At 41.7% G+C, this 24275-nt stretch carries 26 protein-coding genes and 1 pseudogene; 17 read left to right on the forward strand and 10 right to left on the reverse strand.

Going from position 1 to position 24275, the window contains the following annotated elements:
- The first annotated feature begins 103 nt into the window (after window positions 1-103).
- The 6 genes from V7L01_RS03065 (at window position 104) to V7L01_RS03090 (ending at window position 7227) form a co-directional block, all read left to right on the forward strand.
- Window positions 104-475 carry a response regulator gene (locus V7L01_RS03065; protein WP_335031806.1) on the forward strand — a complete coding sequence of 124 codons (372 nt, stop codon included), beginning with the start codon at window positions 104-106 and terminating at the stop codon, window positions 473-475.
- 262 nt (window positions 476-737) lie between these two features.
- Complete coding sequence (locus V7L01_RS03070) at window positions 738-3080, forward strand: glycoside hydrolase family 31 protein (protein WP_335031808.1); 2343 nt, start codon at window positions 738-740, stop codon at window positions 3078-3080.
- Between the two features lie 383 nt (window positions 3081-3463).
- Window positions 3464-4813, forward strand: a complete 1350-nt coding sequence (locus tag V7L01_RS03075) for a glutamine synthetase family protein (RefSeq protein ID WP_335031809.1) — start codon at window positions 3464-3466, stop codon at window positions 4811-4813.
- A gap of 18 nt (window positions 4814-4831) precedes the next feature.
- Entirely contained in the window at window positions 4832-5959 is a 1128-nt protein-coding gene (locus V7L01_RS03080; protein WP_335031811.1) for an amidohydrolase family protein, read from the forward strand.
- A gap of 188 nt (window positions 5960-6147) precedes the next feature.
- Window positions 6148-6942, forward strand: a complete 795-nt coding sequence (locus V7L01_RS03085) for a peroxiredoxin-like family protein (RefSeq protein ID WP_335031813.1) — start codon at window positions 6148-6150, stop codon at window positions 6940-6942.
- Window positions 6943-7092: 150 nt separating this feature from the next.
- The gene (locus V7L01_RS03090; protein ID WP_335031815.1) at window positions 7093-7227 is read left to right on the forward strand and encodes a hypothetical protein; all 135 of its coding nucleotides are present in this window, start codon (window positions 7093-7095) and stop codon (window positions 7225-7227) included.
- Here V7L01_RS03090 and V7L01_RS03095 read toward each other — a convergent pair.
- The 3 genes and pseudogenes from V7L01_RS03095 to V7L01_RS03105 all read right to left on the reverse strand — a co-directional run.
- Entirely contained in the window at window positions 7217-8182 is a 966-nt protein-coding gene (locus tag V7L01_RS03095; RefSeq protein ID WP_335031817.1) for an ATP-grasp domain-containing protein, read from the reverse strand. The two genes, V7L01_RS03090 and V7L01_RS03095, sit on opposite strands and share 11 nt — an antisense overlap.
- 325 nt (window positions 8183-8507) lie before the next feature.
- Window positions 8508-8861, reverse strand: a complete 354-nt coding sequence (locus V7L01_RS03100) for a hypothetical protein (protein ID WP_335031819.1) — start codon at window positions 8859-8861, stop codon at window positions 8508-8510.
- A 156-nt stretch (window positions 8862-9017) separates the two neighbouring features.
- A pseudogene (locus tag V7L01_RS03105) lies at window positions 9018-9129 on the reverse strand (S-layer homology domain-containing protein); the annotation flags it as partial.
- 468 nt (window positions 9130-9597) lie between these two features.
- Here V7L01_RS03105 and V7L01_RS03110 point away from each other — a divergent pair.
- The gene (locus tag V7L01_RS03110) at window positions 9598-9870 is read left to right on the forward strand and encodes a GlsB/YeaQ/YmgE family stress response membrane protein (protein ID WP_069068080.1); all 273 of its coding nucleotides are present in this window, start codon (window positions 9598-9600) and stop codon (window positions 9868-9870) included.
- Window positions 9871-10030: 160 nt separating this feature from the next.
- On the opposite strand, the gene V7L01_RS03115 is transcribed toward V7L01_RS03110, so the two are convergent.
- Both V7L01_RS03115 and V7L01_RS03120 read right to left on the reverse strand, forming a co-directional pair.
- On the reverse strand, window positions 10031-10198 hold the full coding sequence (locus tag V7L01_RS03115) for a hypothetical protein (protein ID WP_335031821.1): 168 nt from the start codon (window positions 10196-10198) through the stop codon (window positions 10031-10033).
- A 174-nt stretch (window positions 10199-10372) separates the two neighbouring features.
- Window positions 10373-10564 carry a hypothetical protein gene (locus V7L01_RS03120; RefSeq protein ID WP_335031823.1) on the reverse strand — a complete coding sequence of 64 codons (192 nt, stop codon included), beginning with the start codon at window positions 10562-10564 and terminating at the stop codon, window positions 10373-10375.
- A gap of 133 nt (window positions 10565-10697) precedes the next feature.
- On the opposite strand from V7L01_RS03120, the gene V7L01_RS03125 reads away from it, so the two are divergent.
- The 3 genes from V7L01_RS03125 (at window position 10698) to modA (ending at window position 12915) form a co-directional block, all read left to right on the forward strand.
- The gene (locus V7L01_RS03125) at window positions 10698-11063 is read left to right on the forward strand and encodes a hypothetical protein (protein WP_335031825.1); all 366 of its coding nucleotides are present in this window, start codon (window positions 10698-10700) and stop codon (window positions 11061-11063) included.
- Window positions 11064-11223: 160 nt separating this feature from the next.
- Entirely contained in the window at window positions 11224-12027 is an 804-nt protein-coding gene (locus V7L01_RS03130; protein WP_335031827.1) for an oxidoreductase, read from the forward strand.
- A gap of 93 nt (window positions 12028-12120) precedes the next feature.
- On the forward strand, window positions 12121-12915 hold the full coding sequence (modA, locus tag V7L01_RS03135) for a molybdate ABC transporter substrate-binding protein (protein ID WP_335031829.1): 795 nt from the start codon (window positions 12121-12123) through the stop codon (window positions 12913-12915).
- Window positions 12916-13262: 347 nt separating this feature from the next.
- Here the strand turns inward: modA and V7L01_RS03140 are convergent, their stop codons facing one another.
- The 3 genes from V7L01_RS03140 to V7L01_RS03150 all read right to left on the reverse strand — a co-directional run bounded on the left by V7L01_RS03140 (window position 13263) and on the right by V7L01_RS03150 (window position 15010).
- Window positions 13263-13820 carry a peroxiredoxin gene (locus V7L01_RS03140; protein ID WP_335031831.1) on the reverse strand — a complete coding sequence of 186 codons (558 nt, stop codon included), beginning with the start codon at window positions 13818-13820 and terminating at the stop codon, window positions 13263-13265.
- A gap of 57 nt (window positions 13821-13877) precedes the next feature.
- A complete protein-coding gene (sipA, locus tag V7L01_RS03145; RefSeq protein WP_335031834.1) occupies window positions 13878-14120 on the reverse strand; it encodes a regulatory protein SipA in 243 nt (80 codons plus the stop codon).
- Window positions 14121-14485: 365 nt separating this feature from the next.
- Entirely contained in the window at window positions 14486-15010 is a 525-nt protein-coding gene (locus tag V7L01_RS03150; protein WP_335031836.1) for a Spy/CpxP family protein refolding chaperone, read from the reverse strand.
- A gap of 372 nt (window positions 15011-15382) precedes the next feature.
- Here V7L01_RS03150 and V7L01_RS03155 point away from each other — a divergent pair, with 372 nt between their 5' ends.
- Both V7L01_RS03155 and V7L01_RS03160 read left to right on the forward strand, forming a co-directional pair.
- Complete coding sequence (locus V7L01_RS03155; RefSeq protein WP_335031837.1) at window positions 15383-16648, forward strand: sensor histidine kinase; 1266 nt, start codon at window positions 15383-15385, stop codon at window positions 16646-16648.
- Entirely contained in the window at window positions 16648-17310 is a 663-nt protein-coding gene (locus V7L01_RS03160; RefSeq protein WP_335032170.1) for a response regulator transcription factor, read from the forward strand. Before V7L01_RS03155 ends, V7L01_RS03160 begins: the two co-directional genes overlap by 1 nt.
- A 137-nt stretch (window positions 17311-17447) precedes the next feature.
- On the opposite strand, the gene V7L01_RS03165 is transcribed toward V7L01_RS03160, so the two are convergent.
- A complete protein-coding gene (locus V7L01_RS03165; RefSeq protein WP_335032172.1) occupies window positions 17448-17873 on the reverse strand; it encodes a nucleoside deaminase in 426 nt (141 codons plus the stop codon).
- An 88-nt stretch (window positions 17874-17961) separates the two neighbouring features.
- Here V7L01_RS03165 and V7L01_RS03170 point away from each other — a divergent pair, with 88 nt between their 5' ends.
- From V7L01_RS03170 to fghA, 5 genes are all read left to right on the forward strand, one after another.
- Window positions 17962-18753 carry an ion transporter gene (locus V7L01_RS03170; protein WP_335031839.1) on the forward strand — a complete coding sequence of 264 codons (792 nt, stop codon included), beginning with the start codon at window positions 17962-17964 and terminating at the stop codon, window positions 18751-18753.
- Window positions 18754-18921: 168 nt separating this feature from the next.
- Window positions 18922-19908, forward strand: coding sequence for a TIGR04222 domain-containing membrane protein (locus V7L01_RS03175; protein WP_335031841.1), 987 nt, complete (start codon window positions 18922-18924; stop codon window positions 19906-19908).
- 5 nt (window positions 19909-19913) lie between these two features.
- Complete coding sequence (locus V7L01_RS03180; RefSeq protein WP_335031843.1) at window positions 19914-20744, forward strand: DUF692 domain-containing protein; 831 nt, start codon at window positions 19914-19916, stop codon at window positions 20742-20744.
- On the forward strand, window positions 20735-21298 hold the full coding sequence (locus V7L01_RS03185; RefSeq protein WP_335031845.1) for a hypothetical protein: 564 nt from the start codon (window positions 20735-20737) through the stop codon (window positions 21296-21298). The genes V7L01_RS03180 and V7L01_RS03185 overlap by 10 nt, the downstream gene beginning before the upstream one ends.
- Before the next feature lie 74 nt (window positions 21299-21372).
- Window positions 21373-22209 (forward strand): S-formylglutathione hydrolase, encoded by an 837-nt coding sequence (gene fghA / locus V7L01_RS03190; protein ID WP_335031848.1) that lies wholly within the window; start codon window positions 21373-21375, stop codon window positions 22207-22209.
- A gap of 124 nt (window positions 22210-22333) precedes the next feature.
- On the opposite strand, the gene V7L01_RS03195 is transcribed toward fghA, so the two are convergent.
- Window positions 22334-23473 carry an aliphatic sulfonate ABC transporter substrate-binding protein gene (locus V7L01_RS03195; protein WP_335031850.1) on the reverse strand — a complete coding sequence of 380 codons (1140 nt, stop codon included), beginning with the start codon at window positions 23471-23473 and terminating at the stop codon, window positions 22334-22336.
- Window positions 23474-24275: the final 802 nt, after the last annotated feature.

Raw genomic sequence — 24275 nt, forward strand, 5'->3', positions numbered from 1 at the left:
GCTTCTAACTGCTTAATTCTCCCCTGCTTTTCCCCGATTTAGCTTTAAAATATCTCAAGAGCGATCGAGCAAATCAGCACGTACATTGTGCAAGAGTGTCATTATGAGCAAAAATATCTTGATTGTTGATGATGAAGAAGATGTGCGGGCGATCGCCAAGTTGGGATTAGAAATGGGTGCTGGTTGGAATGTTTTGACAGCTAGTTCTGGTCAAGAAGCCTTAAACGTAGCTGTTAACCATAAACTAGATGTCATCTTACTAGATATGATGATGCCTGATATGGATGGGCGTGCAACTCTGCAACAACTGAAAGCTAACCCCGCCACTAAAAAAATTCCAGTAATTTTATTAACAGCCAAATTTCAGCAATCGGATCGAGAGAGTTTTACTCATTTGGATGTTGCTGCTATTTTTGCCAAGCCTTTCCGTCCATTGAAACTGGCAGAGCAAATCAGTGAAGTACTGGGCACTTAGCCTGACTTTGATAAACGGTAAGGATATTGACTACTAAATCTAATCGCTGGCGAGGAGAGTAACCGCATACTGTCGCTGGACGTAGCAAGCATGAATAATGGGTGCAAATATTATACAAGTGTTAACCCAAAAACGATGTTTTCTGTAACAGTGTTTATCGCATTTTAAAGTTCAATCTGTGCTATGCCTAAAGATACAAGCTTTTTACCAGTAGTTTATGTGAATCTCAATTGGGAAAAGTAACTGTTTTTTAATCAGAGATATGCCGCAATACTTTGGACAACTGCACACAACCGAAGCGCCTTGGTCAACTCTTGGTGCAGTACAAGCAATACAACAGAATGGGCGGCATATTCTCTTCAAGTGCGGCGATCCCTGTCTGACCATTAGTGTCATAGCACCAAACTTAATTCGGGTACGGATGACACCAACAGGTGAATTTTTACCCAGGCGATCGTGGGCAGTGGCACAAGCGGATGAAGAATGGGCTGCTGTGCCGTTTGAGGTGCAAGAAAAAGCAGAGGCTATAGAAATTACAACTGAGCAATTGTGCATTGTCGTGTCCCGCAATCCCTGCCGTATCCAGTGCTTCGACTCAGCAGGACAGCCCTTTGCTCAAGATGCAGACTTAGGGATGGGATGGCGGACTGGTGCGATCGCTGGGTGGAAACGGATTGAGGCTGACGAACATTTCTATGGTTTTGGTGAACCCACTGGCTTGCTCGATCAGCGCTCAAAAGTGAAAACCAACTGGACATCTGATGCGCTCGATTACGGGATCATGACAGAGAGTATGTATCAGGCGATTCCCTTTTTTATGGCGTTGCGTCCTGGATTGGGGTACGGGCTTTTTTTCAATACTACCTTTTGGAGCCGCTTCGATCTGGGCGCACAGCAGCCTGGAGTCTGGCGGATGGAAACTCAGGGGAGTGAACTGGATTACTACATAATTTATGGGCCTGAACCTGCAAAAATTATCGAGACTTACACCCAGCTAACCGGAAGGATGCCCTTGCCACCCCGATGGTCATTAGGTTACCACCAGTGTCGTTGGAGTTACGAGTCACAAGATATAGTACGCAAACTGGCGCGTGAATTTCGTCAGCGCTGCATTCCCTGTGATGTTATCCATTTAGATATTGATTATATGAATGGCTACCGGGTTTTTACCTGGAGTCCGAAGCGATTTACTAATCCTCAAGAATTAATCCAAAATCTCAAGCAAGATGGCTTTAAAGTAGCGACGATTGTCGATCCGGGGGTCAAGTACGAGCCAGAAGCAAATTACAAAGTATTTGACGAGGGATTAAACAACGACTATTTTATCCGAAAAACTAATGGTCAGCTATTTCACGGCTATGTTTGGCCCGACAAAGCCGTATTTGCTGATTACCTGCGCCCTGAAGTTAGAGATTGGTGGGGAAGTTTACAGAACAGCCTCACCGACATGGGTGTTGCCGGCATCTGGAACGACATGAATGAACCCGCACTTGACGATCGCCCATTCGGCGACCCTGGTAATAAGATTTCGTTTCCCCTCGATGCACCGCAGGGGCCAAGCGACGAGAGAACTACCCACGCTGAAACTCATAACCTGTATGGGCTAATGATGGCACAAGCATCTTATCAGGGAGCTACAATATCTCGTCCAACAGAACGCTCCTTTGTGTTGACACGCGCTGGATACGCTGGCATTCAGCGTTGGTCAGCAGTATGGACAGGAGACAATCAATCCATGTGGGAACACCTGGAAATGTCCATACCGATGCTTTGCAACCTGGGTCTATCGGGCATTGCCTTTGTGGGTGCTGATATTGGGGGGTTTGCGGGGAACGCTACAGCTGAATTATTTGCTCGTTGGATGCAAGTAGGAATGCTTTACCCCTTAATGCGGGGACACTCAGCATTAACTACAGCACAACATGAGCCTTGGGTATTTGGCGATCGCGTCGAAAAAATTTGCCGCGAGTACATCGAACTCCGCTATCGATTATTGCCTTATGTTTACACCCTTTTCTGGGAAGCTGCAACCACTGGCTCACCAATTCTTCGCCCCCTGCTATATCATTTTCCCAATGACCCAATTACCTTTACTCTTGCTGACCAGGTAATGCTTGGCTCATCATTACTAGCAGCACCAATTTACCGTCCTGGTATTGAACACCGTGTCGTGTACTTGCCTGAAGGTTGCTGGTACGACTGGTGGAGTGGCGAGGCTTTTACAGGGCCAACTCACATCCTGGCACATGCCCCACTTGAACGAATGCCATTATATGTGCGTGCTGGCTCGATTATTCCGATGGCACCAGTAATGCAATATGTAGATGAACGTCCCATAGACCAGATGAGGCTTCGGATCTCGAAGGGTATAGGCGAGTTTACCCTTTATGAAGATGACGGTCATACTTTTGAGTACAAAACCGGAGCTTTTTGCACAACAACTTACCATGTTTATTCAAAAGGGCAACGAACCATTGTTGAGATTGGAGCAAGAGAAGGTGAGTTTTTACCTGCAACGCGTGAAACCATTGTGGAACTAATAGGTGTTGGCGAACAGAGCTTTTTCGATGATGGCACTGCAAATCAGTTCGAGTTTACTACTTAGTTGTGACTGAAAGATAGAAAAATAGTAGTTTAGATTACAAAATGAATAAGTGAAGTACCAGTAGTCTGGCAACCAAAGTTTGAAGGGTAAAGGAACGAACTGCGTTCGCGTTGGCGCAGCCTCTCGCCGAGAAGACGCGAAGTCCACAAAGGAAGAAGGAAAAAAGAGAAATTGAAGAATTATATCTACTCGTGAAAGTTGACTTGCCACAGAAGCAAAGGTGACACAAGGTAGAAAAGGGCGTTTGCAAACAGCCAAATAAATAAAAGCAACTTGCAGCTTTTTCTGAATGACGCTCGTTCCTCTCTACGAGACGCTGCGCTAACGCAATTACTGATTTTCCCCACCGCATCTAACCAATAACATGTACAAAATAACTAGCAATGGTTGAAAAAAATAACTTCAAAAAAATACGTAAATATTTAAAAGAAACTAATGTCAAATTCGTGCGAGTTCTTTGGTGCGATAATGCTAATATTATCCGTGGCAAAGCCGTACATGTTGGGATGCTAGCTCACTACTTTGAGCATGGGGTGGGAATTTCTGTAGGGCAGCAAGGAGTTCCTGTGATGTATGATGCAGTGGTGCCAGAAACTGATTTAGGGCCAGTAGGTGAAATTCGCCTAATACCAGATTGGTCTAGCCTAAAGCCTTTACCTTATGCACCTGGTCATGCTCGTGTTATGGGCAATATGGTCTTAGATGGTTCTGCTTGGTCATTATGCCCGCGAAATTTCTTGAGGCGGATGATTGCGGCAGCCGAATCTAATGGCTGGGAAGTGCGGGCAGCATTTGAAAATGAGTTTTACTTACTTCGGCAAACACCTGAAGGAATTATTCCAGGGGACTCCACAGTTTTTGCCTCAACTCAGGCAATGGATCTCAACCGAGAAGTAATTGATGCGATCGCAGATGCACTGATTGCTCAAGACATACCTGTAGAACAATATTATCCAGAATCTGGCCCCGGTCAGCAGGAAATTTCCATCCGCTATACCGATGCTTTGCAAGCAGCAGATTGGCAGATTGCTTTTCGAGAAACCGTCAGAGCGATCGCCTACAAGCACAACCTGACCGCTTCATTCTTACCCAAAATCTTCCCGGATGCAGCGGGTAGTGGTTGTCATATCCATCTGAGCCTTTGGCATGGTGAGAAAAACCTGCTACCCGACCCACAAGGAATGTGTGGTCTTTCTGAGGTGGCATTACAATTTATTGGTGGCATTCTGCACCATCTTCCGGCAATGATGGCACTAACTACCCCAACTACTAATTCTTACCGCCGCATTCTTCCTCATAGTTGGAGTGGTGCTTTTCGCTGTTGGGGATTAGATAATCGGGAGGCAGCCGTGAGAGTCCCCAGCGATCCTGGTTTGGGCTGTCCGAGCAACTTGGAATTGAAAACTGTGGATGCCTCAGCTAATCCTTACTTAGCAATGGGAGCAGTGATTGCCGCCGGACTTGATGGTGTACAACGCAGTCTAACACCTGGAAACCCGGTGAATCAAGACCCTGGATATTTATCAATTGAAGAACGCAACGCGAATCAAATAGACCGATTACCAGATAATTTGGGGCAAGCGATCGCTCACCTTCAGCAAGACGATATCCTATTAACAGCATTAAATCCCCAGTTAGCGAAAGCTTTTTTAGCAGTGCGTCAAGCAGAATGGCTTGCAATGAAAGATTGGGAATTAACGGCAGAAGTGAAAACTTTATTAGAGAAATACTAGCAATTTGATTACCTACTAATGAATCTAGCTGACATTCCTTTAATTGACCAACACGCCCACAACGTCTTAAGAGCAGAAGTTTTTGCCCAGTACCCTTACGCGAGTGCTTTCACTGAAGGTTCCGATCCAGAAATCATTAACTACCATGCCCGTCATACGTTCTTTTATCGGCGTAGCTTGCGCGAAATTGCAGCTTTATTAAACTGCGAAGCTGAAGAAGCAGCAATTTTGGCACGGCGGGAAAGTCTAGGGTTAGAAGAACTGACGCAGATTTATTTTCGGGCTGCTAACCTAGAAGCAATTTACTTAGATGATGGTTTGCAAGCAGAAACGATTCTTCCTATATCGTGGCATGAAAGGTTTATTCCTGTGCGAAGAATTCTGAGGTTAGAACTATTAGCAGAACAGCTAATTCCGCAATCAGAAGATTTTGCAACTTTTCTAACAAGATTCAACCGCGAACTAGATCCACCACCGTTTGGGGTGGTGGCTTTTAAAAGTATTGCTTGTTACCGGAGTGGCTTGGATATTCAACCTGTAGCCGAAGAGGTAGCTGCGGCTCAGTTTGCCCTACTCAAACAACAGCAAAATCAACCTCTACGACTGACTGATAAATTCCTGATTGATTTTCTGTTACAACAGGCGTTATTAGTCGCGGCGAAATATCGTCTACCAGTGCAATTACATACTGGCTATGGCGATCCTGATTTGGATTTACGATTGGCTAATCCCTTAAATCTGCGATATTTACTAGAGTTACCCCAGTTCCGCCATGTACCATTAGTATTACTACACGCTTCCTATCCTTACATGCAGCAGGCTGGTTATTTGGCTTCTGTATATCCCCAAGTTTATTTAGATTTCGGTTTGGCAGTACCTTTTTTGAGTGTATCCGGGATGCGGGAAGTAATCAGGCAGCTGTTAGAATTAACTCCCACGACTAAATTAATGTATTCTTCTGATGCCCACTCAATTCCAGAATTGTACTACTTGGGGGCAAAGTGGGGTCGCCAGCTTTTAGGGGAAGTGCTAGAGCAAGCAATTGCAGATTCTGATATTACTGTGGCTGAAGCAGAAGCGATCACTGTCGCAATTTTACGTGAAAATGCCTTAGTTCTCTACCAAATTGGCACACGAAATAGATAGTAGGCACTAGCATCTAGTATTTATTACTTAGCACTTTTTCAAGCCATTCGATAGTATTTAGTTTGATGATAGCGAACGCAGAAATATAGAAGAGCAATCTAGCGCTTGGTCAGGACGAGTATTAGATATGTCAGGGTTATTGCGCGAATCAATCTCAAATCTTATCTGAAGACTGTTGCCTCAACTACATGAATACTCAAACACGCTCCAATTGTCCAGATATTTACTCGATTTTGAGTCAAACTCAACGTTTGCGAGTTAGTGATGGAGAGATTAAACCCGTTTTAGATGGTTGCTCGAATACTTCAAAGTTGCTCGTACTTCTTTGGTCGCAGTTGGGAGATTTTGATAATTTAGAATACGCTTGGTGGCTGCGAAGAGAAAAAGAAGAGATTGAAGCAAGAGGAATCACAATTCGCGCTATTGGAATTGGAAACCGCAATTCTGGTGTCAAGTTTTGTGAATATACGGGATTTCCTCAAGAATGGTTGTTTGTAGATCCGATAGCTGAAATTCACGCTTTTTTAGGGCTTTATCGTGGTTTATCTATACAATTTCCCATGCTATCAACATCACAAAAAGCTTGGCTGAATTTAATGCTAATGTGTGCTGGGATTGGTAGTCCTGGAACTCTCAAGGAAGTTTTTCGGGGTTATAAAGGTGATTATAATGCTCCTCAGTTAATTACTGATGAGGAAGTTGTCAGGGATACACCTTTACCACCAATAAAAGGTTCGTTTTTCAAAGCTGCTGGAGGAAAAGGCTTTCAGCGTCCTTTTGAACTAGCAACCCTGCGCCTGCGAAACATGACCGAAGTTTTGAGCAACTGGAATATTTATGTCCCAGATTCATCTTATTTGACGCAACGGGGAGGAACTTTTCTATTTGATTCTCAAGGAAAATTAATTTACGAACATCGCGATCGCGGTATTCTTGGTTTTGCTGAAAACATGAGCAATCCCTTGTCTTTTTTATACAAGTAATTCATTGTCATTGAAAAAACGAGTACGGAATGCCATAAACTAGATACGAAGCGCACTCCCAAGGGGGCATAAGCCTGACGGCATGGCTACGCCTACCGCCAGCACCTACGGAAGGTGGAACGGGCGTTTTTTGAGGCAGGAAAAGCTTTGATGGAATTACGGAACCGCCGACTATACGATTCCACTCATCGCACTTTTGAAGAATATTGCCGCGATCGCTTTGGTTACAGCCGCCGACAACCTTACCTTTTGATGGACGCAGCTAACGGTTATTTTAACCTCTAGATACTTGCTTTGCTTCTTGATACAGAAATTCTACAAACGCTGAGGTTAAATCTAAACCACTAAGACCTTCACAAAAGAGGAATTGTCCTTGTTGGTTAATTTCAAGCCACACTGGATTTTTTCCTTCAGTTAGCTTTAAATCAACAATGCCCATTTTTAATCCCAATGTTTTAAGCACTTTCCGAAGGCATATTTTCACACTCTCTTCTAGATCGAAAAAGCTAAACGGAATATCGAGATTCTGCCGCCAGTCCAATTCCTCTGACTCGATTAACACTGCATAAATATTATCTCCAAAACAGTGCGCTCTCACATGCTGATGCCCAGGTATATATTCCTGATATATTGCTGGACATAGACGCAGTGAAGCATCCGACGCCAAATGTTCTTCCGTCAGCATTTTTGTAAATAAAGAAACTTGGCGAGTTCCTTTCACAGGTTTGACTATGACATTATTTTCTAGTTTTTCACAAAACTGTTTTATCTGTGTTGGGTTTTGGCTTACAAGAGTTTGCGGGATTTGGAAACCTGCACTTTGGGCGGCTCGTAGTTGAATTAGTTTGTTATCAGCTAAAAGAATTTTAGTTGGATCGTTCACCCAACTCCCTGAAAATTCGTTAAATAGTATTCCTAATAATGTTGTACTACAGTCATTATTAATTACATCTATATAAATCGAATCTGTAATGTGAGGCGGCATTTGTTGAGGAAAGTTGGTTCGTCTCCACCAGATAACGTCTAGATTGCTAACTTCTTGCAGTCCTAAATCTTTACTCGGTATTGTGGATCTTTTTTCCAAATTATTTATATTTGACCAGTTAAGTCCAGCACTATCGCAGAGTTTGTCAGCTTCAATCATGTAGCAAGTGACATCATCACGGCTCTCCAATGCCTTCTTGATAGCAAGTCCATGCATATCATGCTCAAATGTGATAATTGCTATATGTTTTTGCATTGTGATAGAAAATCTATATTTAGTAGTTAATTTGTATGTTTAGTCATGTAAATTTTGCTGGGGGAGCTTGTGCCAAACTCCCCTATTGCTGTTAGAAAATCTCAGGCTATGGGCGAGATTAGAGTATGATATTTATTGGTACAATGATTCCAGAGCAAGTCAGAGCCAATAATTTCCTCAGAAAAAAGATTGCTGAAATACCCGAAGGTTTCAAATGATTACACCCTAATATTATTCGGGCGTATTTTTGTTAATCAGCGATTATAAAGAAAATTTTTCGCTCTCAAATGTTTGAATCAAAGTACGTAATTAAATATCAAAATTTCTAATCATCACAATCGGATGCTCCTTGCCCAGAACTTGTACCACTATCACAGCCTCCGCTTTTTCTCAAGCTCAATTTATCCATACCAATATCTTTACTTAGACGAGCTTCATACTGTTGCAGTTTGTCTCCGGCGACAAACTCAGATGATGTAGGTTGAGATGTGAAGACTACGGGTTGTGCTGAATTCTGAGTTGCTGTTGCAATCCCAGCATTAGGAATGCTTGCAGCAAAACCAGTAGCTACAAGGCTCAAAGCTGTGAGAGCAACCTTTACTTTGGGTTGAGATATAAACACCACAGGTTGTGATGTTGTCAACATTTCCTTTGAATAAGAAATTTCTTTCTGTTCCATACTGTTTAGCTCCATGTTCTTACAAAAGTTATCTAATTAGGGGTAGTGAACCTTCCTAAATAAACTTACGTTTGAAATTTGATTTTTATGCAATCTTGGGTAAGACAGAGCAAAAGTACCGACTGGCTGACTAGCGCAAAAGATAGATATAACAGGAATAAGTTGATTTAGCCTCTCTAGGCACGTATTCAAGCCAGCAGCTTTCTTCATAGCGCGTAACTGGGCGCGAACCTCGATATGTGCCATCAGGATACCCAGATAGGCAACCTGCCTGGGAAACTGTGTTGTGCCCGTCGCTTGATGTTTGTGACAAAGTTTTTGATGGATAGAAAATAATTGTTACCAGTGCCAAGGTACTTGTAAGGGTGGCGAATGGGAGCAAGCCAGCAATTGATGACTTCTTTTACATTGGCCGCACCTACAAGCCATTTATTTCTTCACCTTATCAAATTAATATTCGGCTTTCAAACCTTAGCTTAATTCCTTAAGTAGATGAGAGAAATCATTAAAAATGCATATACTGCAATTATCAAGCAATGAATAAACGAAGCTCCTAGTTTTAGACCTACTAGGAGCTTTTTTATTTATTATCCATCTCAATCATGGGGTATATCAAGAGAAGTAATAGCATTCATCCTCAAGGCTATTAATAATTGGTTCTGTTGGGAGATTGAATGCCAATGTTTGGATTGCTATTGTTGATTTGTAAGTAAAAAACGTTTATCAAATTAAAACAATGAATATTCTTGCTTGGATTGTTTTAGGTCTAATTGCTGGTGCTATTGCAAAGGCTATCTACCCCGGTCATCAAGGCGGCGGAATTCTCGGAACAATCTTATTAGGAATTATCGGTGCTTTTGTTGGTGGTAGTTTGGGTGTATTCTTCAGTACAGGAACCTTGACATTGGCCGCCCCCACACTCAGCATTCCTGGGATTGCAGTAGCGGTTCTTGGCGCAATTGTCGCTGTTTTCTTGTGGAACTTGCTAAATCGTCGCAGTGCTGTGTAATCAATTAAATTGGAATTAATTAATAGTAAAAACAGGGAACTCATTGCGCTATATTTTCTCCCTGAACTTAAATTATTTGAATAGCGCCTGCCTGTATTTAGGTGGGCGCTATTCTTTTGTCAGAGTGCGATCGCCGAAGCACCCACAAAGTATAAATCCCCTAATTCAGCCAAAATCCACCTATTTTTCCATCTTTAAGGCTAAGTCTAGCTAAGACATCATCACCGCCATCAAAAAATGTCAGTTTCCATAAATAAACTTGATACCCTTGCTGCTTCAGATTTCCCAAGAAAACTGCTGAATACCCTTTTTTGATGCGAGGAGCCAACTGTCCACTAACTTATGTAAATGTTTGCTTTGTACATCTTCATTCTTGAAGGTTATGTTTTCTAAACTCAGCACTGCTGGGTCATTTCTTACTGCCTAGTCTAAACTCCAGCCAATAAGCATCTTAGCTACTTATTTCTCTACAGCACCCCTTGAGTGGCTGTTTACCTTCAGTTCATGGGGGCAGATGAGCAGTCATTCCCAAAGTTACGGTTTGATTGTTGGGATTGAGATATGTGCTGTTACTCTCAATAGAATGCCAAGCTAGGAAATTCAGAGATTGTAATGGTAACGCTAAAAATTTATGAAGGCTGTTGTGACTATTTGCCTCATAATAGATGTACATCATCTGGTTACTCGTCGTCATTAAGCATCTTCACATTTAATATAAGTACTTTCATTACTTTTGCTCCCTTCAAGGTTGTGAATTCTGAACTATATAGTTACTCAATTTAATTATTAAATAAAATTATTACCAATAGTCTAGGAAAAGCAAAGACGTGAACCGTTTCCAAAAGCTATCCTCAATTGTGTTCTTGCTATTAACCTTCATTTATCCACCTGCTTTGGTTGAAGCTAAGGATAATACTCTAAATAATGTTCTCAATCAACAGAGTCTTGATGCACAGACAAAATTAGTTGGAGAGCAAAGTGATGAGCTTTTGTTAGCTCATCGACGGAATCGACGACGTTATCATAGACGGCAACGGACTGGAAAATATTATTATCAACGCCAGCGGAATCGAGGACATTATTATAAACGACGCTATCGCTCTATACGTTATCACGGACAACGATATCGTCATGGAGAATGGGAACTTGTGCGCGATCGTCATGGACGATTAATGTATGATTGGCAGCGTTAATAGTAAACTTTAGGGGATGTTTTAAAAGTTACGCAAGCTATAACTTTGCTGTTCTGCACTAGCTTAAGTGCAGAACAGCAAAATTGATACAAAAAGCTTTTCTTTCTTGAGCTATAAAAAGTTATATGAAATCGTATTTATATTTTAAAAAGGAAAACAGATGACTAATAAAAAGGTCGTGCTAGTTACAGGAGCATCATCTGGATTTGGGCAGTTAACTGCTAAAAAGCTTGCTGCTGTTGGTTACTGGGTCTTCGGTACCAGTCGCAAGGAACATCCAGCATCAGTTGATGTGGAAATGTTGACGCTTGATGTTACCTCTGATTACTCAGTGCAATCATGTATCCAACAGTTGCTCACACGGACTAATCGCATTGATTTACTGATTAATAATGCTGGACAAATTCATGCCAGTATGCTGGAAGAAACTTCTTTAGAACAAGCTAAGGAAATCTTTGAAACCAACTTTTGGGGTGTTGTCCGCCTCACCAACGCCGTTTTACCAGTTATGAGACAGCAGCGTAGTGGGCATATTATCAATATCAGTTCAGTAGCGGGATTGATTGGCGCACCAGGTCAAGGTTTTTACAGTGCAAGTAAGTTTGCGCTCGAAGGTTATAGCGAAGCACTGAGCGTGGAACTAGACCCGTTCAATATTAAAGTGTCTTTAATTGAGCCTGGTTACTTTAAGACTAACTTCAACCATGCCATGTTACCACCCACCTTCAATTATGCTGATTACGACAATGTACGTGATGTGATTCGCTCAACTGTCAGTCAAGCAATTGCACAGGGCGACGATCCTAAAAAAGTTGCACAGACAATTGTCTTTGCTGCTCGTAGCCGTTCCCCACGATTACGATATCGTGTTGGTAATGAGGCACAATGGTTGCCTCGCTTGAAAGCAATATTGCCAGATAACTTGTTTCGATTTGGTGCCCGCAAGCGGTTGAACCTACCATAAATTTTTACCTATATAGTTGGTTAAAAGTTGGTATTTTTGGTATTATTTTACCTAGCTCAATTTTATGGAAGCAACCTTTCAACCGCCTTTTCTATGAAAAGAAGACAAATTTTTGGCTTTCTTGGTATAGTACTTGCTGGCTTGCTGCTAGCAATTGGTTTACGCTTAGTTACTCCTTCTCCTGTAATAGCACAGTCGAACACCAGCATACTCGTGTCCGCAGCTGCCAGCTTAAAAGATGCGCTGGAAGAAATTAAGCCACTGTACCAACAAAGTAAATCAAATATCAACATTAATTATAACTTTGGGGCTTCTGGTGCTTTGCAGCAACAGATTGAGCAAGGTGCGCCAGCGGATATCTTTATTTCTGCTGGCAAAAAGCAAGTGGATGCCTTAGAACAAAAAGGACTCTTGCTACCAGGTAGCCGTACTAACCTAGCAAATAACAGTCTAGTCTTGATTGTGGCTCAGGATGTTGTTGGCATTAGTAGCTTCTACAATTTAACAGATAGCAAGATTAAGAAAATTGCGATCGGTGAACCCAGGAGTGTACCCGCAGGGCAATATGGAGAGGAAGTCTTAAAGAATTTGAAACTTTACGATCGCCTGAAATCAAAATTGGTATTTGCTAACAATGTGCGTCAAGTTTTGGCAGCGGTAGAAAGTGGTAATGCCCAAGCGGGTTTAGTTTATGCGACTGATGCCAAAATCTCCAACAAGGTAAAAGTTGTAGTCACTGCTGACGAGAAGTTTCACTCACCAATTGTCTATCCAGTAGCAATAATTAAAAGCAGTAAAAATCCTTCTGCTGCCAAAGAATTTGTCCAGTTTATATCTGGCAGTCAAGCCAAGACCGTACTCAGAAAATATGGGTTTATTGTACCTTAAAAAAGAATGCAGATATACCGATTGTCAGGTGCATAAAGTACATATCAAAATCTAACCCTAACCCCCAGGGCTATTTCGTTCTATACATAAACCGCCCAGAACTAAAGTTCCGGGCTAATAGCCCAAGTCCACTTTAGTGGACTAAAAGCCTTTCTAGTCGTCTTTAGACGAATGAGTGCTATTAGCCTCAGAATTTATTCTGAGGTGGGCTAGATGAGAATGAAATAGCCCTGCCCTAACCCATCTCTTTAGTAAAGAGAGGGGAGATAAAGCACAGCTTTATCGGGGTGAGGTTAAGCTGTACTTCATTCTTATTAGCAAACGTTATAAAGTCTGTTAATTGAGGTCTAAGAAGTTGCGGACTGTAATTTTTCTAATCGTGCCAGCACTTCTGAACTATGAATGTTTGGGTTGACTTTGACAAAAGTTTCGCGCAAGACGCCCTGAGGATCGATGATAAAACTGTGGCGCATAGATAAGGAGCCGAGCCACGAACCGTAAGCTTTACTCACTGAACCATCAGTGTCAGCCAACAGGGGGAATTTTAGTCCCTCTGAATCACAAAATTTAGCGTGGGAATCAATGTCATCAGCGCTAACGCCAATAATCTGGGCGTCTTTTTCGAGGTATTGAGGTAAGTCTTGCTGAAAACGACGAGCTTCTATAGTACAACCAGAGGTGAAGTCTTTAGGATAAAAGTAGAGGACTAGCCACTTACCACGCAAGCTAGAGAGGGAAATTTTGCCATCGCCTGTATTGGTTGGCAAAGTAAACTCTGGTGCGGGTTGATTAATTGCAGGAAGTTTACCACCAAGAGCATTAGCAGCAGGGGTAAAATTCAGCCAGCTGATGACAGAAATACAGCTGGCAAATAATATGCTTAAAAAAGTGCGGCGGGAAATCATGGTGCAAACCAAAATCACAACTTTACACAAGTTTACAATTCTTGGTTGCGAGAAGTCTCACTCTAAGTCAGATTCGGGAGGGGTATCTGTGCTTTCGATGTATTGACTATCTAGGAGAAAGGCTCCCCTAGTAAAGCGAATGCCCCAATATCCACCGGGTCTGCGGTCAATGACTATACCCTCTTCGCCAATCTGAATCACATCGGGGGGGCGCAGCATCGGCATAGGTTCAGCAGTTTTGACATAGGCTGGTAGTGCCACAACACGGACTTTACTACCAATTGCGAATTCTTTGGACATCTTAATCAAGCTAGGAGTTTTAAATTAACTCATAACCCAAACTAGCTTGAAAGTCTACTAAATTGGGCATTGGGCAAAATACTGTCGTTAGCGGATAGCTATGGTTTAGCTCATACTGAGTAAAGAAATGAGATTCTCAACTCAGCACTCATGAGGGGCATGGCAATAAATAGGGAAAGGGAAAGGGGATAAAGTTTTGCCCCTTTCCGCATCTTCTGCAAGAAGTCTATTAATTTTTGATTATGGAAAACAATGCCTGGACATCAGTCAAGGGTGAGTACCATAGTAATTCTGGTTGCCATATCTTGGGATGAGATGGGCAACACTGCCCATCCCAGAATTATTTACTATTTTTTGAAAGATGATTATTGAGGATTGCCTTGTTGACGGCGTGAAGGAGCATTTTGACGGAATTGCTCTAGTTTTTGGCGCTGTTCGGGGGTAAAGACTGCTTGAATCTGTTGTTTTTCAGACTCCTTGATTTGTCGGATTTGGGTTTTTTGTGCTTCGCTCAGATTTAAGTCAGCAAAACCATCTTTTCGACCACCACGATGCTGTCCTGGTTGCCGTTGACCTTGACCTGTTTGCCCCTGAGCCTTACGCGCTTGCCACTCAGCCCGACGTGCTTGTTTTGCCGCCTCTAATTTTGCCTTTTGTTCTGGGGTGAAAACTGCTTCCATTTTGGTGCGGCTATCCCGGCGAATTGCTTGAATTTGAGTTTTTTGGGCATCTGTTAGACCCAACTCTTTCCAAGGGCCTCTTTCTTTTTGTGGAGTTTGTGCAAGTAGCACGGGTGAAGGAGAGGCTGTTTGAGCGTCAACAGCAAAGGAGGTTGCAGTTAAAGTTAAGGCGATCGCTCCAGCGACTAGTGATAATGCTTTGAGTTTCATGACTTGTCTGGTGGTTTTTCCTGGTTGGATGTCACCATCATAAGAACTTATCTTTAATAGTTACATGAGGAGAAAGTCATGGTTCTACCCATGACTTTAGTCATGATTGAATTTTGACAAACATGATTGACAATAAATAGTTAGGAGTAGAGAGGTAATTAATCGCATCTGTTATGCATAATGAAAATTTTGATTATGATTAATTTATAAATCCTGATTTAGCTTATTGCCTAAGTTTTTGTACTTTGGGCTGATTCTTACTTCTTCACTCAGCGAACAGTTTAAGCGGCGGAAGCCTCTGCTCAAATATTCGTAACTCCTAACTCCCAACTTCTAACTATTAACTCATTCATAACTGGAGCGAAACGACTGATGAGTCGTCCAATTCAAATTAAGAAACATCCTTTTCCGTCTCTGCTTTATCTAGAGTGGACACTACTAGCAATTACTGCATTGACAGCAGTTATACCACCTCCGTTAGCGAGATTTCGTCCTAAGTTTCCAGAACTATCAATTTGTGGCGTATTTCCAGACTTGTCAGTTTGTAGCATATTGCCAGAACTGTCAATTTATAGTCTGATTATTTTTGCGTTAATGGGCTTAAAATTACCTGCTAAAAATAATGCAAATAAAGTAATATACACAATTATTGAAATTTTATTGATTTTAATAACTGGACTTTTCGGTGAGAGATTTGCTCGGCTTTTTCCCTTTCTGTACATAATTCTAGTTACTCGTAGTTGTCTAATTTTTCAGTTACCTGGGCGTTTATTCGTTACAACTCTATCCTTTACATTGTTTCTAGTTACTACACAACTCAAATACCAGTTATTCAATTTTCAAGCATCACCACAAGCACAAGAACGATATCGATTTCTGATTTTGAATTCGTCGCTGGTATTTGGCTTAAGCTTAGTTTTTGTGTTGTTAATGATGAATGCAGTATTATCTGAACGGCACAGTCGAGAAAAGCTAGCGATCGCTAACGAAAAACTCGGTCAATATGTCATGCGAATTGAAAATCAAGCTACCTTAGAAGAACGTAACCGCATTGCTCGTGAGATTCATGATTCATTAGGTCACTCTCTGACTGCTTTAAATCTGCAATTAGAAACTGCTTTAAAACTCTGGCAATCTAACCCAGGTAAGGCTGAAACATTTCTAGCAACAGCAAAGGAGTTAGGTTCAAAAGCGCTAAAAGATGTCCGTCAATCTGTTTCTACTATGCGTTCTAATCCTTTACAAGAGCAATCTTTAGAAGGTGCGATCGCTAGTCTTTTAGAAAATTTTTATCGCTCAAATGGTATTTTACCAATTTATCAAATTAACCTTGAATATTCTCTGTCACCTGAAATCAATACGGCTATTTACCGCATTACTCAAGAATCATTGACTAATATATCTAAATATGCATATGCAACAGAGGTAAAATTGGAACTCACTACGACAAGAGGCAATTTACGGTTGATAGTTCAGGATAATGGTAAAGGTTTTGATTTAGGGCAAAATACTACTGGTTTTGGACTTCATAGTATGCGCGATCGCACTTTAGCGCTTGGAGGTGAGTTTAATATTAATAGCGCTCTTGGTTGTGGTTGCAAAATTACAGTTAATATTCCATTAACAAGGTTGACATGATGATTAAAGTGTTGCTGGTAGATGACCAAGGTTTAATTCGGCAAGGATTAAGAGCCTTATTGGAACTAGAACCAGATTTAGAGATAGTGGGAGAAGCAGAAAACGGCGAACAGGCGATTAATTTGGTTGCTGAATTTCAGCCAGATGTAGTATTACTAGATATCAGAATGCCAATTATGGATGGAGTTGCAGCCACGCGGGAGATTCAAAAACGTTTTCCCAAAACTAAGATTTTAGTACTGACGACTTTTGATGATGATGAATATGTGTCAGCAGCATTGCAAAATGGAGCAATGGGTTATTTATTGAAAGATACACCTTCAGAAGAATTAGCTGTTGCTATTCGTGCCGTTCATAAAGGATATACTCAATTAGGCCCAGGTATAGTTAAAAAGCTGTTAACTCAGTTTTCTAATGGTACACCAACCCAGTCATCGGCTGTACCATCTAGTTTAGGTGAACTCACTCCAAGAGAAAAAGAGGTTTTGCGGTTAATTGCTACAGGCGCTAGTAACCGAGAAATTGCTCAGAAACTCTACATTTCTGAGGGGACTGTGAAAAATCATGTTACAAATATTTTAAACAGGTTGAATTTGCGCGATCGCACTCAAGCTGCCATTTGGGCAAATACATATTTATCCTATTTGAATGAGCCAAGTTAAATAATTCGTAATTTTAACCTCTAGATTAGCTGTAGGGCATGTTAACGCTGAAAGTCCGGCAACCTTTTGGGGTTTTCGGTGCGTTACGGAAGCCGTAGCATACCTTACATTTACTGGTAAATTAAATTTTTTATAGCTTATTTAAACAACTCTAGACATTCATTTTTTAAAACGTTTTTTGTGACTTTAATATTCCTAAATGACTTAGCGATTACCTCTTCGCAAGATATACTAATTTGTGATTGATTTACAGCGATTAAATCTTGAATTGAAGCACCATATACAATTTCTGATAAACCGCTCCAAACACAAGCAGTTGCACACATCGGGCAAGGTTCGCCAGTTGTATATATGCTATAACCTTCTAAAGAAGGGTTTTTAAGTTTAGCTGTTAAACTACGAATGGCGTTAATTTCCGCATGGGCTGATGGATCGTTGTCTCTCCTCACAGTATTATGAGCTACTGCCATGACTTCGTTATCTTTAACGATCGCGGCACCGTAAGGCGCATCACCTTCTTTTGCTTCTGCCAATGCTAAACGCATAAAATCTTCTGGGTTCATATAAGCTGAGGTTAACATAAGGATAATGATTAATAATATCGTATTTCTAATGCTATAACTGGAAATTAAGATGTATTAATGGTCGAATATGTTACTGAGCAGACAAGAAACAGAATTTTACTTAAAAGACCTAGAAACACCAATAGGTAAAGCAATTAATTTAACGCTTGCTTCTTTGGTGCTAATATCATCGGGAATTTTTGTGGCAGAAACATATAATATTCCTGATTATATGCGGTTTGAGTTGAATGTAGCTGATACTGCGATCGTTATCATATTTGCGGTGGAATATTTACTCCGTCTCTGGAGTTCGGAAAATAAAATTAAGTATATTTTTAGCTTTTATTCGATAATTGACTTAATGGCGATTTTGCCATTTTTTCTAGGAATGGTGGATATTAGCTTTATCCGCCTACTGCGATGGTTTCGGATTTTACGATTAATTAGATTTATCGATAGAAAATTTTTATTCGCTACTATCAGTACCGAAGACGGGATGATTTTTACGCGAATATTATTTACATTATTTGCAATTGTTTTTATTTATTCTGGCTTAATTTATCAAGTCGAGCATCCGGTTAATGCTAAAAACTACGGTACATTTTTGGATGCCTTTTATTTTTCTGTTGTCACAATGACAACTGTGGGATTTGGCGATGTTATTCCAATTTCGGAATTAGGCCGCTTGCTAACAGTACTGATGATTTTTACAGGAATTGCGTTGATTCCTTGGCAAGTGGGGGATTTAATTAAGCGAGTGGTGAAAACTGCTAATCAGATAGAAACAGTTTGTTCGGGTTGTGGTTTGGCTTTTCATGATGTAGATGCTGGGTTTTGTAAAAGGTGCGGGACTAAGTTACCTAGTCGCAGGGTTGATTGAGAAAGTTAAGTCGTGGCGCTGACGAGGTGGAAATTTTAGTGTGTGCTACAATCTTGTGGTAAAGTAGATGACAAACCTGAGAAAGCCAAATGTTCTAAAAAACGCTGCAAACATTGAGTCATTTAATTTCTCTTACTTTCAATAATTCCCCGAAAAGGAGTAAAGGCAATGAATGCATTACTGCATAATCCAATTGCAGATATGTATGGGCCAGACTTTTTGCTGTTTTATTGCTCTGTCATTGTGATAACTTTGGTAGTCTGCTGGCGGTTAGTGCAAGATCCAAGCAAAAACCAGCCTCTACCGTTAATTCCTGCTGAACCAGATCCTTATGAAATCGCTTATTTGCGTTCTCAAGAAACAGGAATCGCCAATGTAGCGTTATTTGACTTGATTGTTCGGGGTTATTTGCAAGTCAACGAACAATCCATTAGCCAAGTACCAAATCATCCTGATGTATCTCAGCTAGAGCCAATAGAGCGCGAGGTATTTGATAAATTCTCTTCCTCCTCCACCACAGCTCAAACATCTGTTTGGTTAGCAACCCAGAGCATCCAGACATATAGCAATGCCTATGAAGAAAAACTACAAAATGAGCAACTGTTGTATGCTTCCCAGTGGCAAGAATGGAATATCAAAGTTGGCTTGATTGGGGCGATGATTATTTTCAGCTTGGGAGGCTATAAACTGCTCATAGCCTTGGGTAAGGGGCGCTATAACGCAGGTTTTTTAATCGCAATTGGTGTATTATCGATTATCTTTCTGCTGTGGTTTGTCAGCAGACATACGCATCTCAGTCATCGAGGAAAAATGTATCTGCAACAACTTCAAGAAACATTTACCCGATTGCAGCAGAAGGCAAAGTACGACATCCCTTCTGTATTTGACTACAACTTACTGGTAGCACTATTTGGCGTTGAGGCGCTGGCTAGAACCTCATACGACTCTTACTACAAAGCGTTTTTTCCGCCAATATTTTCTAGAACAGTAAGCAGGGGAAGCAGATCGTCTGATGGTTCGTGCAGCAGCAGTTCTGGCTGTAGCTCCTCGTGCAGTAGTAGCTCGTCTGATAGCTCATGTAGTAGCAGTTCATGTAGCAGCAGTTCCTGCGGTGGTGGTTGCGGTGGTGGCTGCGGTGGTTGTGGAGGAGGTTAAGAGCAATGTCTCATCTCCCTAGTTTAGGCGTGGGGTTGGGTTTCCGAGAACCGTTTAAAAGCGATATTTTTCTCAACCGTCAGCAGGTTGACTTTTTGGAAATTGTTGCCGAACACTATTTAGATGCATCTTGGCAAAAACAGCAGGAGTTAGAACTGCTTACTGCTCATTTCCCGATAATTCCCCACGCGATTAATCTTTCGTTAGGCAGTGCTGAAGGCTTGGATACAGATTATTTACGCAAACTTGCAGCACTAATTAAACAACTCAACCCGCCTTGGTGGAGTGAGCATATCTGCTTTACAAAAGCGGGTGGAGTTGATATCGGGCATTTGTCGCCGCTACCTTATACTCAAGAAGCTGTGGAAGTAATTTGTCGCAATATTGCCGAAGTGCGTCGCTGGGTTGATGTGCCACTGATTCTGGAAAATATCACTTACATGGTAAAGCTTCCAGGTGCAGAAATGACTGAAGCCCAGTTTTTAGCCGAGGTGGTAGAACGTTCTGATTGTGGACTGTTATTAGATATAACAAATCTCCACACTAATGCTGTGAACTACGGCTATGATGTCCATGACTTTTTGCAACAATTACCGTGCGATCGCATCGTACAATTACATTTTGTTGGTGGACATTGGCATGATGGTGTATTAATTGACAGCCATTCACAATCAACACCAGTGGAAGTATGGCAACTGATGGAGGAAGTTGTTGCCCGTGTTCCAGTTAAAGGGATTATTCTAGAACGGGATGAAAACTTGCCACCCTTTGCGGAATTGACAAAAGAACTGCAAAAAGCACGGGAAATTAGCAGGAGTTGTGGCACATGGGGTTAGCACAAACCCAACAAGTTTTAGCCCAACTATACACCAATACCGATTTCAGAGAGCGTTTCTTTGCTAATCCAGAAGCCGTTGGTGCAGAATTGGGGCTGAGTTGCGATGAAGCACAAAAGTTAGCTCAACTCTCAGCACAAGAGGTAAATATTTTTGCGAATTCTTTGAAGTGGAAACGGTTGGGAGAAGTACGCGAACTACTTCCACGCACTGCGCGGGCGTTGGGTAAAAATTTTACTGCCTTGTTTTGGCGATATGCCCAAACCCATTTACCAAAAGGAATTAAAAAACATAGGGAAGATGCGATCGCTTTTGCTAATTTTATCGCCATTGCTGAAGAGGAAAACCTAGATCCACCTTGGATTAGTGATTTGGTGCGCTACGAAAAAACATGGCTGTTGGCTTATGAACCTACTAGCCGCTTAATTGTGTGTTGGTTTCGTTATCCTGTTGGCATAGCCAATCTAGAGGGAATGAATCGCCAACCAACGATCGCAATTTGGTTTCGCTTATCAAAGCAATCGCAACTGCGGCATATTGTGCGCTCGCTATAGGGTGCTAATTAACAGGTAGTTCGCGGTAAAATAATCTTTCTTTGGCGATCGCTCAAGGATTGAAAATATAACCGATGTCTAACCTCAACCTCATTTCCGAATATAAAAGCTTTGGTGGCAAACTCGGCTTTTACAGTCATTTCTCCTCAACCTGTAACGGTGAAATGCGCTTTGCTGTCTATCAACCACCACAAGCAACTCAAAAACCTGTGCCGATTCTCTATTTCCTCTCTGGGTTAAGTTCCACAGAAGAGAATTTTATGGTAAAGGCAGGAGCGCAACGCTTTGCCGCCGAGTATGGTTTGATATTGGTTGCACCAGATACGAGTCCGCGTAATACTGGCATTCCAGGTGAGGATGATGACTGGGACTTTGGCACGGGTGCGGGTTTTTATGTTGATGCTACAGAAGAACCGTGGCGTCAACACTACCAAATGTATAGTTATGTAGTCCAGGAATTACCTGCTTTAATTACCGCAAATTTCCCAACGCAACCGGAGAAACAAGGCATTTTCGGTCATTCGATGGGGGGACATGGGGCGCTTGTCTGTGCTTTGAGAAACCCAGAACTCTACAAATCAGTATCAGCTTTTGCACCGATCGCTGCACCTATGCGTTGTCCTTGGGGTGAAAAGGCTTTCAGTGGTTATCTTGGTAGCAATCAAGAAAGTTGGCGTGCTTATGATGCTAGTGAATTAGTCAAGCAAGTAGGATATCACAGTCCAATTCTCATTGACCAAGGGACTGCGGATAAATTTTTAGCTGAACAATTACTGCCAGAGGTGTTTGAGCAAGCTTGTGCAGATGTTAACCAGCCGCTAAACTTGCGTTACCAAGAAGGCTATGACCACAGTTATCATTTCATCGCCAGTTTTATTGAAGATCATATCCGCCACCATGCGTTAGCGTAGCTTACCGTAGGTATCGCTTTATTAATGACAGCAGTTTTTATCTATTTAAACCCCATAGCTGTGTACCTCTGCGTTTAAAAACGTAACTATTTTAGGCAAAGCTGTATAAATTGTCAGTGTCAGATTAATAAGTCCAGTTTTGCTTAGTCTGCAAGCTATAGGTTCCATCTTTCACATTCACCCGCTCAGGAATCAGATTTAAATCTCTAAATATATTTGCCTGATGCTGTAGAGCAGTAAGCGATTGGTCGTCAATCGGGATGATGGCGCGTTCGGCACTACGTTGCTGTAAAGTTTCGACAATAGATGGATCGATTTCATGGTGTTCTGCCATTCGTTGAACGGCTTCTAATTCTTGTCTCTTAGCCCAAGCTCCAGCTTCGTTTACCTCTTCTAAAATCACCTTGAGCAGGTCGGGATAGTCGCGTACCAGTTCTGGAATCGCGTAGTAATAGGTCGGAACTTCCACAGAGGCTTTGTCACCAAATATGCTCTCTAAATCTGCAATCGATCGCCCTGGATAAGCGCTTCGGGCAAGAGTAGCGGTGTAGGGAACCCAAATCACCCAAGCATCGATTTCACCCCGGCGGAATCGGGGTAGCGCTTCCGGTTGTGTCAGATAAACTGGCTCAATATCACTAAAATCGAGGCCGACTTTTGCCAGCGATCGCACAAGTACATAATGGGCGCTTGAGCCTCTGTCAAAAGCGATCTTTTTACCCTTTAGATCGGCCAGCGTCTGAATCGGCGAATGTTCCGGTACTAGAATCGCTTGACCTTTAGGAGCGGTATATTTTTCCTTAGCCACCCGCACAAATACATGATCCGCCGCTTGCGAGAAGATGCTGGCCGTGCCGCCGCCACCGCAGAAGTCAATCGTCCCGTTGCTGAGTGCTTCTATCAGAGAAGAGGCTGATAAAAAGCTTGTCCAGGTTACACTCAGTCCATAAGGTCGCAAACGCGTTTCAAGCAAGCCTTGAGCGCGGAGAACTTCCAGATTTGTCATCCCCTCTGGATATCCTATTTTGAGTTGCTTGAGCCGCCGTGCTTGCTCTGCTAAGGGAGTATTGCTAGAGCGATCGGAACGGTTAGAAAACCAGCGATCCAAAACTACACAGAAAATTATGCCCCCCATAAACAGTCCCACAGTTTCCAGTAACTGGATTGTGGAGCTTTTAGGTAGTTTAAACTGATTCATGAGATTGGAAAGCTGATTGCCAGATTCAGAAGTGGCAAAAGCATGACTGTCAAAAACTATAGTCAAAACCAAAATCGAGACAAATCCGAGGCAAAATCGAACTGCAAACCTGTAGGTAGCCGAGCTACGAGTGGCTGATCTGAGCGACCGTAAGATGTTTTGACCTGTGCATCTACGCAAAAGGTCAATCAAACGGCTAATCATAATGACTCCTTTGTTGATGCTTGCAATGAATGGCGCGTTATATATGAGAATACAGCCAGAGGGTTAGATTTTTTGGGGCTATTTACTATATAAGTATCTAGGCATAAATAAATTTAAAGTTTGTAGTAAGGACTTTAGTCCTGATAATCCTTGCTCTGAGCGATAAATCGGTCACTACAAACTAGGAATTTATTTTATATTTAATTCAGGACTTACGCAAGAACTCTCTGAAACTCTTATTCCTTTGTGTCCTTTGCGTCCTTTGTGGTTCGTTTTATCATGGTTTTGCGTAAGTCCTATAATTATGTCTACCTACTTATGACTTACGCACTGTACAAATTAATCATGGTATGCATTTCCCAAAATAGGTTTTTTCAGGCTTTGATTTATCGTTTTTTGATGGTGAATACACCCACACTGTAGGGGGAAATTCATGAATTGCTCATACAGTGTGGTTTTTGAAATCATACCTATTTGGGATTTCTTGTCAATGCGTAATTACTATTATATATTATTAGGACTTACACAAATATTTTATATGTATAGGTTAAGGCATTTAAGAGAAGTGTAGCATAATGCACCATCGGCACTATGAGTGGTTTTGCTACGTAATTCCTGTATTATAACTAAGTTGAAGAAATGAGAAGTCGAGTCATACCCGATG

Source organism: Nostoc sp., from assembly GCF_036917095.1.
Lineage (GTDB): Bacteria > Cyanobacteriota > Cyanobacteriia > Cyanobacteriales > Nostocaceae > Nostoc.

Excerpts from the sequence above, each read along its gene's own strand:
- V7L01_RS03170 (WP_335031839.1), top strand. The coding sequence starts at position 17,962 with ATGTTACTGAGCAGACAAGAAACAGAATTTTACTTAAAAGACCTAGAA.
- V7L01_RS03095 (WP_335031817.1), bottom strand. The coding sequence starts at position 8,182 with ATGCAAAAACATATAGCAATTATCACATTTGAGCATGATATGCATGGA.
- V7L01_RS03110 (WP_069068080.1), top strand. The coding sequence starts at position 9,598 with ATGAATATTCTTGCTTGGATTGTTTTAGGTCTAATTGCTGGTGCTATT.
- V7L01_RS03080 (WP_335031811.1), top strand. The coding sequence starts at position 4,832 with ATGAATCTAGCTGACATTCCTTTAATTGACCAACACGCCCACAACGTC.
- V7L01_RS03085 (WP_335031813.1), top strand. The coding sequence starts at position 6,148 with ATGAATACTCAAACACGCTCCAATTGTCCAGATATTTACTCGATTTTG.
- V7L01_RS03140 (WP_335031831.1), bottom strand. The coding sequence starts at position 13,820 with ATGATTTCCCGCCGCACTTTTTTAAGCATATTATTTGCCAGCTGTATT.
- V7L01_RS03130 (WP_335031827.1), top strand. The coding sequence starts at position 11,224 with ATGACTAATAAAAAGGTCGTGCTAGTTACAGGAGCATCATCTGGATTT.
- V7L01_RS03180 (WP_335031843.1), top strand. The coding sequence starts at position 19,914 with ATGTCTCATCTCCCTAGTTTAGGCGTGGGGTTGGGTTTCCGAGAACCG.
- V7L01_RS03185 (WP_335031845.1), top strand. The coding sequence starts at position 20,735 with ATGGGGTTAGCACAAACCCAACAAGTTTTAGCCCAACTATACACCAAT.
- V7L01_RS03090 (WP_335031815.1), top strand. The coding sequence starts at position 7,093 with ATGGAATTACGGAACCGCCGACTATACGATTCCACTCATCGCACTTTT.
- V7L01_RS03065 (WP_335031806.1), top strand. The coding sequence starts at position 104 with ATGAGCAAAAATATCTTGATTGTTGATGATGAAGAAGATGTGCGGGCG.
- V7L01_RS03075 (WP_335031809.1), top strand. The coding sequence starts at position 3,464 with ATGGTTGAAAAAAATAACTTCAAAAAAATACGTAAATATTTAAAAGAA.
- V7L01_RS03160 (WP_335032170.1), top strand. The coding sequence starts at position 16,648 with ATGATTAAAGTGTTGCTGGTAGATGACCAAGGTTTAATTCGGCAAGGA.
- V7L01_RS03150 (WP_335031836.1), bottom strand. The coding sequence starts at position 15,010 with ATGAAACTCAAAGCATTATCACTAGTCGCTGGAGCGATCGCCTTAACT.
- V7L01_RS03175 (WP_335031841.1), top strand. The coding sequence starts at position 18,922 with ATGAATGCATTACTGCATAATCCAATTGCAGATATGTATGGGCCAGAC.
- V7L01_RS03120 (WP_335031823.1), bottom strand. The coding sequence starts at position 10,564 with ATGACGACGAGTAACCAGATGATGTACATCTATTATGAGGCAAATAGT.
- V7L01_RS03070 (WP_335031808.1), top strand. The coding sequence starts at position 738 with ATGCCGCAATACTTTGGACAACTGCACACAACCGAAGCGCCTTGGTCA.
- V7L01_RS03165 (WP_335032172.1), bottom strand. The coding sequence starts at position 17,873 with ATGAACCCAGAAGATTTTATGCGTTTAGCATTGGCAGAAGCAAAAGAA.
- modA (WP_335031829.1), top strand. The coding sequence starts at position 12,121 with ATGAAAAGAAGACAAATTTTTGGCTTTCTTGGTATAGTACTTGCTGGC.
- V7L01_RS03155 (WP_335031837.1), top strand. The coding sequence starts at position 15,383 with ATGAGTCGTCCAATTCAAATTAAGAAACATCCTTTTCCGTCTCTGCTT.
- sipA (WP_335031834.1), bottom strand. The coding sequence starts at position 14,120 with ATGTCCAAAGAATTCGCAATTGGTAGTAAAGTCCGTGTTGTGGCACTA.
- V7L01_RS03100 (WP_335031819.1), bottom strand. The coding sequence starts at position 8,861 with ATGGAACAGAAAGAAATTTCTTATTCAAAGGAAATGTTGACAACATCA.
- fghA (WP_335031848.1), top strand. The coding sequence starts at position 21,373 with ATGTCTAACCTCAACCTCATTTCCGAATATAAAAGCTTTGGTGGCAAA.